The following is an 18,009-nucleotide window of genomic DNA, read 5'->3' on the forward strand; positions in this document are numbered from 1 at the left end:
TTCCGAAGCAGCCTCAGGCATGAGAATGAACATTCATTCTCATCATTCGAAAGAAGCATGTCGCAGGTCGTCACCTCATTCCCGGCCGAGCGTGGTCTCTCGGAGCGCCATGTCCGCATCCTCGATGCGGCTGAGCGCGTCTTCGCGCGCGCCGGCTTCCATGCGGCGACGATGAACGACATTGCGGTGGAGGCCGGGATGAGCCCGGGCAATCTCTACCGCTACTTCTCGTCGAAGGACGCGATCATCGCCGGCATGAGCGAACGCGACCGAACGGAAGTCGCCGCCGATTTCGCCCAGCTCGATCCGACCAAGGGCGGATTGCTCGACCAGCTCGAGGAGCTCGGCCGCCAGCACATGGTGCGCAAGCCGCGCGAGAAGGCGATCATCGCGCTGCAGATCTGGGCCGAGGCCTCGCGTACGCCCGAGATGGCGCAGATCTGCGCCGGCTTCGACGAGGTGGTCGAGCTCGGGCTCGGCGCAGCCGTCGAGGCCGCCAAGCAAACCGGGGAGCTGCCGAGCAATCTCGATCAAGCGCGTTTCCTGCAGGCGCTGTTCATGATGGCGGACGGCTTCTTCTGCCGGCGCGCTGTCGATCCCAATTTCGACGCCGCTTCCGGCGCCGAAGCCCTGTTCGCCGCGATGCGCGCGATGGCGCAGACCATGCTGCTGCCGCCCGCCGGCGATCCAACCCCATAAGACGAAGACCGACCATGCCCGTCTCGACCAAGACCCTCGCCCTGCTGCCGCTCGTCGCGCTCGCCTGCGCGCCTGTGACGGCTTTCGCTCAGGCTCCGGCCGCCGCCGCTACGTCTCAGCAGCCTTCCGCCGGACCTGCCATCACAGTGACGAATGCCAAGCGCGACGAGATCGTGCAGAGCGTCGTCGTCTCCGGCTCGATGATCGCGCGCGACGAGATCATGGTCGCCCCCGAGATCGACGGCGTCGTCATCACCGAGCTGCTTGCCGAAGAGGGCGACCGCGTGACCGCCGGCCAGGTATTGGCGCGGCTGTCGCGCACCACGCTTGAAGTGCAGCGCTCCCAGAACGAGGCGCAGATCAAGCGCGCCGAGGCGGCGGTCGACCAGGCCAAGGCCCAGATCGTCGAGGCCGAAGCCAATCTCGTCCAGGCCAACAACGCCTTCGACCGCACCAAGGCCCTGCGCGACAACGGCAATGCGAGCCTAGAGACCTTCGACCAGCGCGCCGCTGCGGCGCGGGGCGGGCAGGCGCGACTGAACTCGATGAAGCAGGCGCTTGCGATCACCACGGCCGACCTGACGCTGGCCCAGGCCCAGGGACGCGACATTGACGTCAAGCTCGCCCGCACCGAGATCAAGGCGCCCAAGGCCGGCATCGTCAGCCGCCGCAATGCCAGGCTCGGCGCGATGGCGACGATGGCGGCCGCTGAGCCGCTGTTCAAGATCATCGCCGATGGCGCGATCGAGCTCGAAGCCGATGTCGCAGAGGTCGAGCTGCCCAATCTCAAGGTCGGCCAGGCGGTCGCGGTCACGCCGGCGGGATCCGACAAGCCGCTCGCCGGCCAGATCCGGCTGATCTCGCCGGAGGTCGACAAGGCCTCGCGGCTCGGGCGGCTGCGCATCACGTTGACGGGCAATCCGCCGGTCGCCGTCGGCTCGTTCGCCCGCGGCGTGATCGAGACTGGCCGCAAGACCAGCATCGTGCTGCCGCTTTCGGCGATCACCTATGCGCGCGGTGGCGCCATGGTCCAGTCCGTCAAGGATGGAAAGGTGACGACCAAGAAGGTCACGCTCGGGCTGATCGGCGGCGGGCGCGCCGAGATCGCGTCCGGCCTCGCCGAGGGCGAGAGCGTGGTGGCGCGTGCCGGCACCTTCGTGCGTGACGGCGACATGATCACGCCGATCGCGACGAACTGACGGAGCCTCGCGTGAACGTCAATTTCTCCGCCTGGTCGATCCGGAAACCGGTTCCGTCGATCCTGCTCTTCGTCGTGCTCTGCGTGCTCGGGCTGCTGTCGTTCTCGAAGCTGCCGGTGACGCGCTTCCCGAACATCGACGTGCCCTTCGTCTCGGTGACGGTAACCCAGTCGGGCGCCGCCCCGGCCGAGCTCGAGAGCCAGGTTTCGAAGCGCGTCGAGGACGCAGTCGCCAACATCACCGGCGTCAAGCATGTGATGTCGACGCTGACCGATGGCTCTTCGGTGACACTGGTCGAGTTCAGGCTCGAAACCAATACCGACCGTGCGGTCAACGACGTCAAGGATGCGATCGCCAAGATCCGGGCCGAGCTGCCGCGTACCATCGACGAGCCGGTGATCCAGCGCATCGATGTCGAGGGCCAGTCGATCCTGACCTATGGCGCTTCCTCGCCCGGCATGACGCTGGAGCAGATCTCCTGGCATGTCGACGATGTCGTTTCGCGCGAATTGCAGGGGCTGAAGGGCGTCGGCCGGGTCGAGCGTTATGGCGGCGTCGACCGCGAGATCAGGATTTCGCTCGATCCCGATCGTTTGCTCGCGCTCGGCACCACTGCTGGCGAGGTCAATCGCCAGATTCGCGCCACCAATGTCGACCTCGCCGGCGGGCGCGGCGAGGTTGGTGGCCAGGAACAGGCGATCCGCACGCTTGCCAGCGCCAAGACCGTCGCTGAACTGGCCGACAGCAAGATTCAGCTCACCGGCGGGCGCGAGGTCCGCCTGAAGGAGCTCGGCCGCGTCGAGGACGCCAGTTCCGAGCCGCGCGCCTTCGGCCGGCTCAACAAGCAGCCGGTCGTCTCCTTCGCCGTGTTCCGTTCGAAGGGCTCGAGCGAGCTCTCGGTCAAGGACGTCGTCGCGGCCAAGATCGACGATCTCAACAAGCGCTACCCGACGATCAAGCTTGCGCCGATCGACGATGCCGTCGCCTACACCTACGGCAACTACAAGGCGGCGATGGAGACGCTGCTGGAGGGCGCAGCGCTCGCCGTGCTCGTCGTCTTCGTCTTCCTGCGCAACTGGCGGGCGACGCTGATCACCGCGATCGCATTGCCGCTGTCAGCGATCCCGACCTTCTGGGCGATGGAGATCCTCGGCTTCTCGCTGAACCTCGTCAGCCTGCTCGGCATCACCCTGGTGACCGGCATCCTGGTCGACGACGCCATCGTCGAGATCGAGAACATCGTCCGACACATGAGGATGGGCAAATCGCCCTATCGCGCCGCGATGGAAGCGGCCGACGAGATCGGGCTCGCGGTCATCGCAATCACGCTGACCATCGTCGCGATCTTTGCGCCCGTGTCCTTCATGGGCGGCATCGCCGGCCAGTATTTCCGCCAGTTCGGCCTGACGGTCGCGATCGCGGTGCTGTTCTCGCTCCTGGTCGCGCGCCTGATCACGCCGATGATGGCGGCCTATCTGTTCAAGCCTGTGAAGCACCACGACGCCAAGGATGGCTTCGTGATGCGCGCTTACGCCTGGTTGCTTGAGGCCTCGCTGAGGAAGCGGCGCATCCCAGTGCTGCCGCGCTTCGACGGCTCGCGGACCTGGCGCAAGCTGCCGTTCAACACGGCCTATCTCACGCTGATCGCCGGCTTCGGCTTCCTGTTCGTCTCGATCCAGGCGACCGCGCTGCTGCCGACCGGCTTCTTCCCGGAGGAGGACACCGCACGCATCGTCGCATCGGTCGAATTACCGCCCGGCGCGACGCTGGAGGACACCACCGTCGCCACCGACAAGATCGTCGACAAGCTGCGCGAGATCCCACAGGTGACCAACGTCTTCGTGCTTGGCGGGGCCTCGCCGACCGGGCAGCGCGAGGTCCGCCGCGCCGCGGTCTTCATCATGCTGACACCGAAGGCTGGGCGCGACGTCCCGCAGAAGGAGCTCAAGGTCACCATCGCCGAGAAGCTGGCGAGTGTGCCCGACGTTCGCGCCTGGTATGTCAACGAGCGCGGCGAGCGCGAGATGGCATTCTCGATCCTGTCCAAGGATGGCGATGCGCTCGACGAGACGGTGGCGAAGATCGAGGCGCGCATGCGCCAGGTCGATGGTTATCTCAACGTCGCCACCGCCGGCTCGCTGAGCCGGCCGGAGATGCGCGTCACGCCGAAGCTCGAACAGGCCGCCAATCTCGGCGTCACGCCCGAGGCGATCTCCGAGGCGCTGCGCGTCGCCACCATCGGCGACATCGGCCCCAACCTCGCCAAGTTCAACGCCGGCGACCGGCTGGTGCCGATCCGCGTCCAGCTCGACGAGCAGGCCCGCACCGACATCCGCAACATCGCGGCGCTGCGCGTCATCAGCGCTTCCGGTGTCTCGATCCCGCTTACCGCCGTCGCCGAGATCGGCTTCGGCGAGGGCCCGTCCTCGATCGATCGCTATGACCGCGTCCGCCGCGCCGCCATCGGCGCCGACCTGAAGCGCGGCTTCGAGCTTGGCACGGCACAGGAGAAGTTCCAGGAGATCGTCAAGGAAGTCGGACTGCCCGAAGGCGTGCGCATCGCCGCCACCGGCGACGCCGAGATCCAGGGCGAGGTGGTCGAGGGCTTCATCACCGCGATGACCACCGGCCTGATGCTGGTGCTCGCCGTGCTGATCCTGCTGTTCGGCTCGGTCTTCCAGCCGATCACCATCCTGCTCTCGCTGCCGCTCTCCTTCGGCGGCGTGGTGATCGCGCTGCTGGCCACCCACAACCCGGTCTCGATGCCGGTCTATATCGGCCTGCTGATGCTGATGGGCATCGTCACCAAGAACGCGATCATGCTGGTCGATTTCGCGGTCGAGGAGGTCGCGCGTGGCAAGGACCGGCTGACGGCGCTGCTGGAAGCCGGCCACAAGCGGGCCCGGCCGATCGTGATGACCACCATCGCCATGGCCGCCGGCATGCTGCCTTCGGCCTATGGCGTCGGCGATGGCGGCGAGTTCCGTGCGCCGATGGCGATCGCGGTGATCGGCGGTCTGATCGTCTCGACCGTGCTCAGCCTCGTCTTCGTGCCGTCCTTCTATGTGGTGATGGACGATCTCGGCCGCCTGACCGGCTGGATCTTCGGCCGCTTCCTCGGCAAGGCCGAGGATGAGAGCAGCTGGACCGCGATCAGCGACGAGGAGACGCCGGGCGAAGCCAGCGCCAAGGCGATGGCCGGCAAGCTGCCGCCGCCGAGGCTGGCGGCGGAGTGAGAACCAGGACGGGGCCGGCCGATTAGGCCGGCCTTTCCATTTGCGCGGTTATTTCTCCTGCAGCGACAGGTCGAGATTCTGCCCTTTGCCTGGCTGGCTGCCGCGCAGGGTCAGCGCCACTCCGCTCTGCTGGCGCGAGATTGTCAGCGTCGCCGGCGGGTTCGGGCGGATGCTCTCCGCGGTCTCGTTGAAGGCGAGCGACAGGCGCTGGCCCTGTCGCGTACCGGATAGATTCGCCACCGTGCCGGTGCTCTCCTTGAAGGTGCCGGCATAGCGGCCGGTCCTCGGATCATGGCGCAGCTCGATTCGGATCGTCGCGCTGAAGATCGCGGCAGCGCTACAGCTGCCGTCGAGGCTGAGGCGCGCGCCCTCCTGGTCGCCGTTGAATTCGCATTTCAGCGAACGGCTGCCGCCGCCGGCATTCTGGAGCGTGCCATTGCCGCTGAAGCGGCCCTCCAGCGAGCTGAGGAAGCCGGTTTCGCCGCTGTTGGCCTCCTGCTCGGCGACGCCCGGCTGCGCCAGGATCAGCAGCGCCGCCGCTGCGAAGGCTTTCGTCAGGTGATGTCGCATCATGATCGCACCTCCTGCCGGCTAAACGTCTCAGGAGCGATTTTGATCAATGTGCATGCGAGATCAGGGGATCGGGCGAGGCCTCACACCGCTTCCGGCTCGACCTCGGCCGCGCATCGGCGCTCGACAGCCTCACAATAGGCTGCGGTCAGCTCGTCGAGCACGGATTGCGCCGGCCGCGGCGCGTCGAGATGGAGAAAGCGCAGCTCGTCCATGAACTTCTGCCAGAGCGCCGGGCCGCCTTCGGCGAGGATCTCGGCGCGGATCGACATCTCCGGCGTCACCGGCAGGAAGCGGCGGCCCCAGTCGGCCATGGCGGCGAAGACCGGCACCAGCGAGATCCCCATTTCGGTCAGGCTGTAGATGCCCTTCTGCTTGTGGCTGGCGTCGTCACGGCGCGAGATCAGACCGTTCTCGAGCAGCCGCTTAAGCCGGTCGGCGAGAATGTTCGAGGCGATGCCTTCGTCCGATTTCGCCAGCAATTCGCGGAAATGCCGGCGATTGCCGAACATCATGTCGCGCAGGACGATCAGGCTCCAGCGATCCCCGAGGATTTCGAGCGTCAGATTGATCGGGCAGCCCGAACGGCCGGTCTCTCGCATGTGCATCTCCAAAACCGCTTGCATTCTACAATCGGTTTCGCTAGAAGCCAACTGCTTGCAAATCGCAAGCGGTTTTGCTGGCGCCAAGGTAGCGCCTGGATGGAGGGTGTGATGGCCAAGGTGATTGTCTGGAACCTCGTGACGCTCGATGGCTATTTCGAGGGCACGGAAAAATGGGATCTGTCGTTTCACAACGACGCCTGGGGTGAAGAGCTCGACGCGCTCAGCAAGGAATTCGGCAAGCGCGCCCAAGTCCTGGTTTTCGGCCGTGTCACCCATGACGGGATGAAGGCGTATTGGACCTCGGCCGAGGCCAAGGAGGACAGCGAGGTCACGCGCTACATGAACGCGCTGCCCAAGCTGGTCGCCTCGCGCAGCATCCAGAGCTCGGGCTGGAACAACACCCGCGTCACCGCCGACATCGCGGGCGAGATCGCCAAGCTGCGGGCCGCGCCGGGCAAGGACATCCTGGTCTTCGGCAGCGCCGAGCTGATCGACACGCTGTTGGCGGCGAAGCAGATCGACGAGCTGATGCTGGCGGTGGTGCCGGTGCGGCTCGGCGCGGGCACGCCGTTCTTCAAAGCCGGTGGCGAGCGCCAGAAGCTTGATCTGCTGGAGAACCGGCCGCTCAAGAACGGCACGGTGATCCTGCGCTACGCCGCCGGGAACTGATGGCGTGGCTGGCCGGCACGCGGAAGGGCGCTACTACCCTTCCGCACCATCAGCACCGCTGCCGAAGGCCGGCGGCGTGTCCTGTCTCTCGTGCCTACTGCTTGAAGCCGATCAGAACGCCGTCGGCGCCGAGTGAGAGCTGCAGGCCCCGGCGTTTCGTCGCAAGCCGCATGACCACGCCCTTGGCATTGCGCAGCCAGAGCGTGCCGCGGCCCTCGTCGCCGATCGCCCAGCCTTCGCGAATCTGGAGATAGGCTCCAGTGAAGTCCTCGGCATTGGCCAGGCGGTAGACTGAGCCGGTCGCGGTCAGGCGCGAGGCGCCGATGCCGCCGATGCCGAGGCCGCCGACGGTGATCTCGTAGTTGCGCTTGTTGAAGCGCAGCGTGCCACCGCCGATCGCACCCGAGCCGATGAAGGCCACCTGCACCTGCCGGATGGAGACGGTTCCGGTCGCCGGGCCGAACTGCCGTGGCTGCGCACTTGCTGGAGTGCTGACCAAGAGGCAAGTGAAGATAAAAGCGGAAACCCGAGCGATCATGGCTGTTTCTCCCTGCCTCATGATGAAGCAGAGTCGACTGTGCGCCGGAAACATCAGGGGTCAAACGGCATTTTATTCTGCATTGCCGGTCGACCGTGCAGCAGGTGCAGGTCGGCGCGGCAAATACGCTCCTGTCGCCCGACACATCGTCAGGACAGCGGGCTCCGTGCGATTTCAGCCCTTCCGCACCATCAGCACCGCTGCCAGGATCGCGACACCGCCGAAGGCCTGCGCAGGCGAGGGCTGCTCGGCGAAGATCGCCCAAGCGGCGAGCACCGAGACTAAAGCCGGCCAGACCATGACCAGCGAGGCGGCGTTCGCCCCGTAGTGGCCAAGCGCCAGCGTGATCAGGCCCTGGCCCATGGCATGCGAGACCAGGCCGAGCGCGGCGACGGCGAGCCAGCCGGTCAGGCTCTGCGGCAGGATGGTCTCACTCAGGCCGAGGGCGGCGACGAGGCAGAATACGGCGCAGATCGCGCTGGAGATCAGGCCGATCCGGCCGGCGGCGGCGCGGTTGCGGGCGCGGCGGACAGCGAGGATATAGGCGGCGTAGGAGAAGGCGGCGCCGATGGCGAGGCCGTCGCCGAACAAGCCAGCGCCCGAAAGCGGCGTCACGGCACTTCCCGTCAGCTTCGGCAGCACCAGCAGGCCAGCGCCGCCAATGGCGAGCAGCAGCGCGCCGAGGATGCGCCGCGTCGGCTTCTCGCGGAACAGCAGCCAGCCGCCGAGGATGACGCCGACCGGCGAGAGATTGCCGAGCAGCGAGGCGTTGGCGATCGAGGTGAAGCCGAGCGAGGCGTTGTAGAGCACGACGTCCACACCGAAGGCGAGGCCGGCGAGTGCGATCGGCAGCATGGCGCCGGGCTTCACGCCTTCGGCCTGCTCACGGCGGTCCTCCAGCGCCATCCAGGCCGCCAGCACCGGCAGCGCGAAGGCCATGCGCCAGAAGCCGGCGGCGGCCGGGCCGACATCGGCAAAGCGCACGAAAATGCCGGAGAAGCCGATACAGGTCGCGCCCAGCAGCAACACCAGGAACATGGCGAGCGCCGGCGTGGCGGGACGATCAGGCACGGAAAGGCTCGGGGCGGACATGATGCACAATCTGAAAAGCTGGTGATCCGACCCTCGATATAGGGTGCTTACGGCAATCGGAAAAACGGATTATCCTGATTCATCTATCGTCATTTCCGTTGGAACGATGATGTCAACCCATCTCGATCTCGATGCGCTCGCCATGCTCGTCGCCGTCGCCGAGACCGGCGGCTTCACCGCGGCCGGCCAGAAGCTCGGGCGCACGCAATCGGCGGTTTCGGGCCGCATCCAGGATCTGGAGGCTGCGCTGGGCAAGCAATTGCTGGAGCGCTCTCGCCGCGGCGTCACGCCGACCGAAGCCGGCGAGCGATTGCTCGCCCAGGCCCGCCGCCTGCTCGCGATTGAGCGCGAGGCGCGCGCCGAACTCGAGGGCGACAAGGCCGTGGGTCGCCTGCGCATCGGCCTGCCCGACGATTATGTAGACGCTTACCTCAGGCCGCTGATCGTGCGCTTCGCCGAGGAACATCCGCGCGTCGAGATCGAGGTGCATTGCGAGCTCTCGAAGCGGATCGAGCCGGCAGTGGCAGCGGGCGAGCTCGACCTTGCGGTGATCACCCAGGACCCTGGCCGACCGAAGGGCGAGCGGCTCAGGCGCGAGCCGCTGGTCTGGGTCGCGGCACGCGGCCACCGGCCGGAACTCAGCGAAGTGCTGCCGCTCGGCCTGTTCAACGAGGGCTGCCGGGCCCGTCCGCGCATCCTGAATGCGTTGCAAGTGGCGGAGCGAGCGCACCGGCTGGTGTTCTCCTCCTCGCACATGGCCGGCCTGCTCTCGGCGGTGGAGGCCGGCCTGTGCGTCACCGCGATCACGGAGAGCGCCGCGCCGGCGTCATTGCGTCGGCTCGAGCCGTCCGAGAACCTGCCGTCGCTGTTCGAACTCTCGGTCGCGCTGGTGATCGCGCCGCAGGCCGGTGTCGCGGCGCGCCATTTCGCGCAGGCGCTGCGCGAGGCAATGGCGTCGCCGCGGCTGGCGGCCTGACGGGGGTCGGGTCAGACCGCGATCCGCTCCGGCTCGTCGGCGTCGTAGCCGGTCTCCTTGGCGAGGATGCGCTGCATCCTGGCTTCGTCGAGCGAGTTCTCCCATTTCGAGACGACGATCGTGGCGACGCCGTTGCCGATCAGATTGGTGAGGGCGCGTGCTTCCGACATGAAGCGGTCGATGCCGAGGATCAGCGCGATCGAGGCGACCGGGATATGGCCGACGGTGGCCAGTGTCGCGGCCAGCACGATGAAACCCGAGCCGGTGACGCCGGCAGCGCCCTTCGAGGTCAGCAGCAGCACGGCGATGATGCCGATCTCCTGGGCGAGGGTGAGGTCGGTGTTGGTCGCCTGCGCCAGGAAGACGGCGGCCATTGTGAGATAGATGCAGGTGCCGTCGAGATTGAAGGAATAGCCGGTCGGGATGACCAGGCCGACCACGCTCTCCTTGCAGCCGAGATGAGTCATCTTGGCGATCATGCGCGGCAGCACGCTCTCGGAGGATGAGGTGCCGAGCACGATCAGGAGCTCTTCCTTGATGAAGGCGATGAACTTCAGGATCGAGAAGCCGGTCAGCCGCGCGATCGTGCCGAGCACCAGGAAGATGAAGATCAGGCAGGTCGCGTAGAACGCGGCCATGAAGGAACCGAGCGAGACCAGGGTCCCGACGCCGAACTTGCCGATGGTGAAGGCCATGGCGCCGAAGGCGCCGATCGGGGCGGCCTTCATGATGATGCCGACGATCTTGAAGAAGATCTGGGCGATGTCGTCGATGAAATGCAGCACAGCCTTGCCGCGCTCGCCGAGCATTTGCAGGCCGAAGGCGAAGAGCAGGGCGAAGAACAGCACCTGCAGGATCTCGCCATTGGCGAAGGCGCCGACCACCGTGTCCGGGATGATGTTGAGCAGGAAGGCCGTGGTGCTCTGGTCATGCGCCTTGGCGGTGAAGGCGGCGATGCCGGAGGTGTTGATCGTCGAGGGATCGACGTTCATGCCGGCGCCCGGCTTCCAGAGATTGACCACGACGAGGCCGACGATCAGCGCCAGCGTGGTGACGGCCTCGAAATAGATCAGCGCCTTCAGGCCGACGCGGCCGACCTTCTTCATGTCGTCCATCGAGGCGACGCCATGGACGACGGTGAGGAAGATGATCGGGGCGATGATCATCTTGATCGCCTTGATGAAGGCGTCACCCAGCGGCTTCATCGCTTCGCCGGTCTGGGGATAGAAATGGCCGAGCAGCACGCCGATGGCGATCGCGGTCAGCACCTGGACATAGAGATGGGTCCACCATGGGCCCTGATGGCCCCGCATGACCTCTGCCGACGTCGTCGCCATGGCCGCTTCCTCTTGCTGGCGCACCTGTTGTGCAGTGCGTCAGCAAAGGGCTACGCCCATTCCCGGGAGGCGGCAAGCCTGGGTTGAGGTCTGTCGATCACCGGCAAGCGAGTGCCCTCTCCCAGTTAGGGAGAGGGCACTGGTACGTTACTCCGCTGCCTGCGGCTTCAGCACGCCACGGCGGATCTGGTCTTCCTCGATCGACTCGAACAAAGCGCGGAAATTGCCCTCGCCGAAGCCGTCATCGCCCTTGCGCTGGATGAACTCGAAGAAGATCGGCCCGACCACGGTGGCCGAGAAGATCTGCAGCAAGACCTTGCTCATCCGGCCGGCCTTCTCGCCGAGCGCGACCGCGCCCTCGCCGTCGATCAGGATGCCGTTCTGCTTGAGCCGCGGCACCGGCTCGCCATGGTTCGGCACGCGGCCATCGACCTTCTCGTAATAGGTCTCAGGCGGGGAGGGCATGAAGGGTAGGCCGTTGTGCCGAAGTTGCTCGACGCTCGTGTAGATGTCTCGCGAGCCGAGCGCGACATGCTGGATGCCCTCGCCCTTGTACTGGCGCAGGTACTCCTCGATCTGGCTCTTGTCGTCGAGGGACTCGTTGATCGGGATGCGGATCTTGCCGCAGGGCGAAGTCAGCGCCCGCGAGATCAGGCCGGTGAGCTTGCCCTCGATGTTGAAGAAGCGGATCTCGCGGAAATTGAAGAGCTCGCCATACCAGTCGGCCCAATGGTCCATGCGGCCGCGCATGACGTTATGGGTGAGGTGGTCGAGATAATACATCCCGGCCTGCTCGGGATGCGGGTCGCTCTCGCCGAGCCACTCGAAGTCGACATCGTAGATCGAGCCTTTCGCGCCATAGCGGTCGACGAAATAGAGCAGCGAGCCGCCGATGCCCTTCACCGCCGGGATCTGCAGTTCGCCGGGGCCGACCTTGCTCTCATAGGGCTCGGCGCCGAGCGAGACGGCGCGATCGAAAGCGTGCTTTGCATCGACGACACGGAAAGCCATGGCGCAGGCGCAGGGGCCGTGCTCGGCGGCGAAGCCCTGGGCGAAGGAATCCGGCTCCGCATTGACGATGAAATTGACGTCGCCCTGGCGATAGAGCGTGACGTTCTTGGAGCGGTGCCTGGCGACCTTGGTGAAGCCCATGGTCTCGAACAGCGCGCCGAGCTTCTCCGGTTCGGGATGGGCATATTCGACGAACTCGAAGCCGTCGGTGCCCATTGGATTGGCGTCGGAGATGGCCGGCGGGGCGGAATCGTGCGGGAACGGGCCCATGGTGTGTCCTCCTTGACTGTGCGCTTGATTGATCGTCGCGCATCCGGATGGCGAAAGGTTTGCAAAATCCCGCGCTCTCGGATTGAATTTGCACGGATCGTGCATCGATGCGCAGGAAAGCTCACGGAATGCCGCAGCTCGACGCTTTCGACTGGCGCCTGCTCGAAGCCCTGCAGCAGGATGCCTCGCTGACCAATGGCGCGCTCGCCGAGCGCGTCGGCCTCTCCGCCAGCCAGGTCTCGCGACGGCGGCAGGCGCTGGAAAACTCAGGTGTGATCCGCGGCTATCGCGCGCTGATCGATCCGGAGGCGATCGGGCTCTCCGTCACCGTCTTCATCCATGTCGCGCTCAACACCCATTCACGCGACAACGCCCGGCGCTTCCGCGATCTGGTGAAGCTGACGCCGTCGGTGCTGGAGGCGCATGCCTTGACCGGCGAGGCCGACTACATGCTGAAGGTGGCGGTCGGCGACCTCAAGGAATTGGCGCGCCTGGTCAACGAGGTGCTGCTGCCGCATGAGAGCGTCGCGCGAGTGCGGTCGGAGATCGCGCTGGAGACGCTGAAGGAGCCGGGACTTCTGCCGCTCGCGATGGGGTGAGATTGCCCCTTCCGCCGATGCTGCAGCGCGCTATAACTCGCTGATGGTCGTTCTCAACCGCATCTACACCCGCACCGGCGACGACGGCACCACGGCGCTCGCCACCGGCGCTCGCCGGCCGAAATTCGATCTGCGCGTCTCCGCCTATGGCACGGTCGACGAGACCAATGCCTGCATCGGCCTGGCGCGCCTGCATTGCGCCGGCGAGGATCCGCAGCTCGACGCGATGCTCGGCCGCATCCAGAACGATCTCTTCGATCTCGGCGCCGAGCTCGCCTCGCCCGATACCGGCGAGAAGCCTGCCTTCGAGCCGTTGCGCATCGTGCAGGCGCAGGTCGACCGGCTCGAGGCCGAGATCGACCTGCTCAACCGACCGCTCGGGACGCTGCGCTCGTTTGTGCTGCCGGGTGGCACGCCGGGTGCGGCGCATCTGCATCTTGCCCGTACGGTCAGCCGCCGGGCCGAAAGGCTGATGGTCGAATTGTCGCAGGGGGAGGGCGAAAGCGTCGCCCAGCCGGCGCTGAAATTCATCAACCGACTCTCGGATTTTCTTTTCGTCGCTTCCCGCCACCTCAATGCCAGGGCTGGGGGCGACGTGCTCTGGACGCCCGGCCAGAACCGGTAATTCCATGTTCGTGCCGCTGCATGATGGCGTTCCGATGCGCTTCATCCGCGTCGCCTATGTCACCTATGCGCTGATCGCGATCTGCATCGTGCTGCGGCTCATGCTGATGTACTGGACCAGCGAGGCGAGCGAGATCGCGATCATGGCCGGCTTCGGCACGATTCCCGCGGTGCTGTTCGGCCAGGCGCAATTGCCGCCGGAGCTGCTGCGGGCGCCGCCCTGGCTGACACTGATGACCGGCGTGATGCTGCATGCCAGCTTCGCCCATCTGATCGGCAACATGCTGTTCCTCTGGGTCTTCGGCGACAATGTCGAGGATGCGATGGGGCATCTGCGCTTCCTCCTCTTCTTCGTTCTTTGCGGTATGGCGGGCGCGATCTTGCACGCGCTGATGAATCCCGAATCGGAGCAGCCGCTGATCGGCGCTTCCGGCGCGATCTCGGGCGTGATCGCCTCCTATCTCATGCTCTACCCGCGCGTGCGTGTTTGGGGCCTCGCCTTCAAATGGATTCCGCTGCACATCCCGGCGATGTACGCGCTCGGTGCCTGGATCCTGTTCCAGTTGCTGTCTGCGCTGTTCGACCAGCAGGGCGCGGTCGGCTGGTGGGCGCATCTCGGCGGGCTCGGCGCCGGGGCGGCGCTGACGCCGTTGCTGATCCGGCGCGAGCTGCGCCTCTTCGGCCGCGGCGTGCGGGGGCTGCCGTGACTTTCATGGCGTTGACAAGCGTAAATTCCCGTCGCTACGGTCCGTCCGCATTTCTGCCGCGCGCCGCGATGCCGGTCATCGCCTGGCCGGCGGATCGGCATCCGATCGCATCTTTCCGCAACCGGTGACGCCCTTATGAAGATACTTGTGCCAGTGAAGCGAGTGGTCGACTTCAACGTGAAGATCCGGGTGAAGGGCGACGGATCGGGGGTCGAGCTGGCCAATGTGAAGATGTCGATGAACCCGTTCGACGAGATCGCCGTCGAAGAGGCGCTGCGGCTGAAGGAAGCGGGCAAGGCGAGCGAAGTGATCGTGGTCTCGGTCGGCCCGGCGCAGGCGGCCGAGACGATCCGCACCGGCCTCGCCATGGGCGCCGATCGCGGCATCCTGGTGAAGACGGATGCGCCCGTCGAGCCGCTGGCGGTCGCCAAGCTGCTGAAGAAGATCGTCGAGCAGGAGACGCCTGAGCTCGTCATCCTCGGCAAGCAGGCGATCGACGACGACTGCAACCAGACCGGCCAGATGCTCGCCGCCCTGCTCGGCTGGCCGCAGGGAACCTTTGCCTCGAAGGTGGTTCTGGACGGCGGTTCGGCTGACGTCACCCGCGAGGTCGATGGCGGCCTGCAGACCGTGCAGCTCAAGCTGCCGGCGATCGTGACCACGGATCTGCGCCTCAACGAGCCGCGCTATGCCTCCCTGCCCAACATCATGAAGGCGAAGAAGAAGCCGCTCGACGAGACCACGCCCGAGACGCTCGGCGTCGACGTCAGCCCGCGCCTCAAGGTGCTGAAGACGGCCGAGCCGGCCGGGCGCTCCGCCGGCGTCAAGGTGGCCAATGCCGCCGAACTCGTCTCCAAGCTCAAGACTGCCGGGGTGCTGTGATGCCGACCCTTCTGCTCGCCAAGCACGACAACAAGAGCCTCAACGAGGCCACCCGCAAGGCCCTGACCGCTGCCAAGGATCTGGGCGCGCCGGTGCACGTGCTGGTCGCCGGCCACAATGCCAAGGGCGTCGCCGAAGCCGCCGCCAAGCTCGACGGCGTCGAGAAGGTGCTACTCGCCGACGACGGATCTTACGAGCATCGCTTGGCCGAGCCGCTGGCGGCGCTGATCGTCTCGCTCGCACCCGGCTATGACGCGCTGGTCGCACCCGGCACCACCACCGGCAAGAACGTGATGCCGCGCGTCGCCGCGCTGCTCGATGTGATGCAGGTCTCGGAAGTCACCAAGATCGTCTCCGCCGACACCTTCGAGCGGCCGATCTATGCCGGCAACGCCATCCAGACGGTGCAGTCGGGCGATGCCAAGAAGGTGATCACCGTGCGCGGTGCCTCCTTCCAGGCGACCGGCGACGGTTCCGCCAGCGCTCCGATCGAGAGCGTCTCGGCGGCCGCGAACCCCGGTACCTCGTCCTTCAAGGGCGAGGAGGTCGCCAAGTCCGACCGGCCGGAGCTGGCCTCGGCCAAGATCATCGTCTCGGGCGGGCGGGCGCTCGCCTCGGCCGAGAACTTCGCCAAGGTGATCGAGCCGGTGGCGGATCGGCTCGGCGCCGCGATGGGCGCCTCGCGCGCCGCGGTCGATGCCGGCTATGCCCCGAACGACTGGCAGGTCGGCCAGACCGGCAAGGTGGTGGCGCCCGAGCTCTATGTCGCGGTCGGCATCTCCGGCGCCATCCAGCATCTCGCCGGCATGAAGGATTCGAAGGTCATCGTCGCGATCAACAAGGACGAGGAGGCGCCGATCTTCCAGATCGCCGATTACGGCCTCGTCGGCGATCTATTCGCCATCATGCCAGAACTCGAGAAAGAACTCGAAAAGGCCGGCAAGTAGCCGGAAAGTTAAGTCGCGCCGCGGGCGGCCATGGGGCCGCTCGCGCCAGCTCCCCCGGGGAACAGAAGCGTCACATGGATCACCAGATCAAGACCGTCGGCATCATCGGGGCCGGGCAGATGGGCAACGGCATCGCCCATGTCGCTTCGGTCGCGGGCTTCGACATCAGGCTGCACGACATCGCCGAAGACCGCATCAACGCGGCGCTGGCGACGATCGACGGCAACATGGCCCGGCAGGTCGCCAAGGGCGCCATCGCCGACGAGGACCGCCGTACCGCAATGGCGCGGATCATCTCGGCGCCGAAGCTGGAGGATCTGGGGCCGTGCGATCTCGTGATCGAGGCTGCGACCGAGAGCGAGGAGGTGAAGCGCAAGATCTTCACCGCGATCTGCCCCTATCTGCGGCCCGACGCGATCCTGGCCTCGAACACCTCGTCGATCTCGATCACGCGGCTCGCCGCAGCGACCGATCGGCCGGAACACTTCATCGGCATCCATTTCATGAACCCGGTGCCGCTGATGCAGCTCGTCGAGCTGATCCGCGGCATCGCCACGGACGATGGCACCTTCGAACGCGCCAAGGACTTCGTCGCCTCGCTGCACAAGACGGCGTCGGTCTCCGAGGACTTCCCGGCCTTCATCGTCAACCGCATCCTGCTGCCGATGATCAACGAGGCCGTCTACACGCTCTATGAGGGCGTCGGCTCGGTTGAGGCGATCGACACGGCGATGAGGCTCGGGGCGAATCACCCGATGGGCCCGCTTCAGCTCGCCGACTTCATCGGTCTCGACACCTGCCTGTCGGTGATGCAGGTGCTGCATGACGGCCTGGCCGACTCGAAGTATCGGCCGTGCCCGCTGCTGGTGAAATATGTCGAGGCGGGCTGGCTCGGCCGCAAGACCAAGCGCGGCTTCTACGATTATCGCGGCGAAAAGCCGATTCCGACGCGCTGAAACGGGCTGTCGCGCCCGGATACGAGCTAAGCGCCTCGTCCTGAAATCAGTCTCCGCCAATTTCGCTCCTCCGTAGGCTTTCGCCTGCGGAGGATGCGCATTCGCGCCGCAACATCGTCGCTTCACATTCCTGTCGCATCGCGCTTACATTGATGCGGCAGGATTCGTGCGAGCCCTAGAAGCGGAGGCGCGATACGGGTGACGGCGCATGTGATGCATCCGATGGCCTCGCCGGACGGTTGTCCGGCGCTGGTGCTCAACGCGGATTTCCGGCCGTTGAGCTACTACCCGCTGTCATTGTGGAGCTGGCAGGACGCGATCAAGGCGGTCTTCATGGACCGCGTCAACATCGTCTCCGAATACGACACGGTGGTGCGCAGCCCGAGCTTCAACATGAAGCTGCCCTCGGTGGTCTCGCTCAAGACTTATATCAAGCCCTCGCGCACCCCCGCCTTCACCCGCTTCAACGTCTTCCTGCGCGACCGCTTCGCCTGCCAGTATTGCGGCACGCGCGACGAACTGACCTTCGACCATGTCGTGCCGCGCTCCAAGGGCGGGCTCACCACCTGGGAGAACGTCGTCGCCGCCTGCTCGCCCTGCAATCTGATGAAGGGCGACAAGATGCCGACGGCGGTTGGCATGATCCCGATGCAGAAGCCGTTCGCGCCGTCGATCAACGACCTGCACCGCAACGGCAAGCTGTTCCCACCGAATTATCTGCACGATAGCTGGCTCGACTATCTCTACTGGGATTCCGAACTGGAGCCGTAGTCGCGCTGCTGCCTATGCGCGCCAGAAGGGCTGCGCCAGGTAGCGTTCTAGGCGAGCCCGCGACAGGCCGAAATCCTCCAGCACCGTATCGGCTTCACCATGGAAAGCGGCGTGCAGTCGGCGGCGCCAGAGCAGGCGTCGCAGCCAGAGCCGCGGCCCCGCCGTGAGCTCGGTTTCGAACGATGGCCGCAGCAGATCGGTGTTGGCGATGCGACTTGCTCGCCCGATCTTGACAGCTCCGGATCGCTCCGCGACGACACGCGCGCCCAGCGATATGACTTGCGCGGACAGGGCCTCACCCATTGCAGCCTCCCGGCGAAA

Annotated in this window: 19 protein-coding genes; 12 read left to right on the top strand and 7 right to left on the bottom strand. The window is 66.0% G+C overall.

Annotation, left to right across the window (positions count from 1 at the left end; all coding sequences use genetic code 11):
- The first annotated feature begins 57 nt into the window (after positions 1-57).
- From AC07O0_RS22915 to AC07O0_RS22925, 3 genes are read left to right on the top strand one after another with little or no spacing between them, the layout of a single operon-like run.
- Positions 58-699 (top strand): TetR/AcrR family transcriptional regulator, encoded by a 642-nt coding sequence (locus AC07O0_RS22915; RefSeq protein ID WP_494626010.1) that lies wholly within the window; start codon positions 58-60, stop codon positions 697-699.
- Between the two features lie 14 nt (positions 700-713).
- The gene (locus AC07O0_RS22920) at positions 714-1,898 is read left to right on the top strand and encodes an efflux RND transporter periplasmic adaptor subunit (RefSeq protein ID WP_494626011.1); all 1,185 of its coding nucleotides are present in this window, start codon (positions 714-716) and stop codon (positions 1,896-1,898) included.
- 11 nt (positions 1,899-1,909) lie between these two features.
- Entirely contained in the window at positions 1,910-5,134 is a 3,225-nt protein-coding gene (locus AC07O0_RS22925; RefSeq protein ID WP_494626012.1) for an efflux RND transporter permease subunit, read from the top strand.
- A gap of 48 nt (positions 5,135-5,182) precedes the next feature.
- Here AC07O0_RS22925 and AC07O0_RS22930 read toward each other — a convergent pair whose 3' ends face one another.
- Together AC07O0_RS22930 and AC07O0_RS22935 are read right to left on the bottom strand one after the other, a co-directional pair.
- A complete protein-coding gene (locus AC07O0_RS22930; RefSeq protein ID WP_494626014.1) occupies positions 5,183-5,707 on the bottom strand; it encodes a hypothetical protein in 525 nt (174 codons plus the stop codon).
- 80 nt (positions 5,708-5,787) lie between these two features.
- Positions 5,788-6,306 carry a winged helix-turn-helix transcriptional regulator gene (locus AC07O0_RS22935; RefSeq protein WP_494626016.1) on the bottom strand — a complete coding sequence of 173 codons (519 nt, stop codon included), beginning with the start codon at positions 6,304-6,306 and terminating at the stop codon, positions 5,788-5,790.
- A gap of 111 nt (positions 6,307-6,417) precedes the next feature.
- On the opposite strand from AC07O0_RS22935, the gene AC07O0_RS22940 reads away from it, so the two are divergent.
- Positions 6,418-6,978 (top strand): dihydrofolate reductase family protein, encoded by a 561-nt coding sequence (locus AC07O0_RS22940; protein WP_494626017.1) that lies wholly within the window; start codon positions 6,418-6,420, stop codon positions 6,976-6,978.
- Positions 6,979-7,072: 94 nt separating this feature from the next.
- Here the strand turns inward: AC07O0_RS22940 and AC07O0_RS22945 are convergent, their stop codons facing one another.
- Complete coding sequence (locus AC07O0_RS22945; RefSeq protein ID WP_494626018.1) at positions 7,073-7,516, bottom strand: hypothetical protein; 444 nt, start codon at positions 7,514-7,516, stop codon at positions 7,073-7,075.
- A 174-nt stretch (positions 7,517-7,690) separates the two neighbouring features.
- On the bottom strand, positions 7,691-8,587 hold the full coding sequence (locus AC07O0_RS22950; RefSeq protein WP_494626020.1) for a DMT family transporter: 897 nt from the start codon (positions 8,585-8,587) through the stop codon (positions 7,691-7,693).
- 130 nt (positions 8,588-8,717) lie between these two features.
- On the opposite strand from AC07O0_RS22950, the gene AC07O0_RS22955 reads away from it, so the two are divergent.
- Positions 8,718-9,584 carry a LysR family transcriptional regulator gene (locus AC07O0_RS22955; RefSeq protein ID WP_494626022.1) on the top strand — a complete coding sequence of 289 codons (867 nt, stop codon included), beginning with the start codon at positions 8,718-8,720 and terminating at the stop codon, positions 9,582-9,584.
- 11 nt (positions 9,585-9,595) lie between these two features.
- Here AC07O0_RS22955 and AC07O0_RS22960 read toward each other — a convergent pair whose 3' ends face one another.
- Together AC07O0_RS22960 and hppD are read right to left on the bottom strand one after the other, a co-directional pair.
- Positions 9,596-10,921 carry a dicarboxylate/amino acid:cation symporter gene (locus AC07O0_RS22960; protein WP_494626024.1) on the bottom strand — a complete coding sequence of 442 codons (1,326 nt, stop codon included), beginning with the start codon at positions 10,919-10,921 and terminating at the stop codon, positions 9,596-9,598.
- A 147-nt stretch (positions 10,922-11,068) separates the two neighbouring features.
- Complete coding sequence (hppD, locus tag AC07O0_RS22965; protein WP_494626025.1) at positions 11,069-12,202, bottom strand: 4-hydroxyphenylpyruvate dioxygenase; 1,134 nt, start codon at positions 12,200-12,202, stop codon at positions 11,069-11,071.
- Between the two features lie 128 nt (positions 12,203-12,330).
- On the opposite strand from hppD, the gene AC07O0_RS22970 reads away from it, so the two are divergent.
- The 7 genes from AC07O0_RS22970 to AC07O0_RS23000 all read left to right on the top strand — a co-directional run bounded on the left by AC07O0_RS22970 (position 12,331) and on the right by AC07O0_RS23000 (position 17,688).
- Positions 12,331-12,801 carry an Lrp/AsnC family transcriptional regulator gene (locus AC07O0_RS22970; protein ID WP_494626027.1) on the top strand — a complete coding sequence of 157 codons (471 nt, stop codon included), beginning with the start codon at positions 12,331-12,333 and terminating at the stop codon, positions 12,799-12,801.
- 43 nt (positions 12,802-12,844) lie between these two features.
- Positions 12,845-13,426, top strand: a complete 582-nt coding sequence (locus tag AC07O0_RS22975; RefSeq protein ID WP_454028176.1) for a cob(I)yrinic acid a,c-diamide adenosyltransferase — start codon at positions 12,845-12,847, stop codon at positions 13,424-13,426.
- Between the two features lie 4 nt (positions 13,427-13,430).
- Positions 13,431-14,132, top strand: coding sequence for a rhomboid family intramembrane serine protease (locus AC07O0_RS22980; protein WP_494626029.1), 702 nt, complete (start codon positions 13,431-13,433; stop codon positions 14,130-14,132).
- Between the two features lie 135 nt (positions 14,133-14,267).
- Positions 14,268-15,014, top strand: coding sequence for an electron transfer flavoprotein subunit beta/FixA family protein (locus AC07O0_RS22985; protein ID WP_494626031.1), 747 nt, complete (start codon positions 14,268-14,270; stop codon positions 15,012-15,014).
- Positions 15,014-15,961, top strand: a complete 948-nt coding sequence (locus AC07O0_RS22990; RefSeq protein WP_494626033.1) for an electron transfer flavoprotein subunit alpha/FixB family protein — start codon at positions 15,014-15,016, stop codon at positions 15,959-15,961. Before AC07O0_RS22985 ends, AC07O0_RS22990 begins: the two co-directional genes overlap by 1 nt.
- A 74-nt stretch (positions 15,962-16,035) precedes the next feature.
- Positions 16,036-16,917, top strand: coding sequence for a 3-hydroxybutyryl-CoA dehydrogenase (locus AC07O0_RS22995; RefSeq protein WP_494626034.1), 882 nt, complete (start codon positions 16,036-16,038; stop codon positions 16,915-16,917).
- Between the two features lie 213 nt (positions 16,918-17,130).
- Positions 17,131-17,688, top strand: a complete 558-nt coding sequence (locus AC07O0_RS23000; protein WP_152013598.1) for an HNH endonuclease — start codon at positions 17,131-17,133, stop codon at positions 17,686-17,688.
- 12 nt (positions 17,689-17,700) lie between these two features.
- Here AC07O0_RS23000 and AC07O0_RS23005 read toward each other — a convergent pair whose 3' ends face one another.
- The gene (locus tag AC07O0_RS23005) at positions 17,701-17,991 is read right to left on the bottom strand and encodes a hypothetical protein (RefSeq protein WP_494626036.1); all 291 of its coding nucleotides are present in this window, start codon (positions 17,989-17,991) and stop codon (positions 17,701-17,703) included.
- Between the last annotated feature and the right edge of the window lie 18 nt (positions 17,992-18,009).

The organism is Allobosea sp. GW821-FHT10B12 (assembly GCF_059415545.1).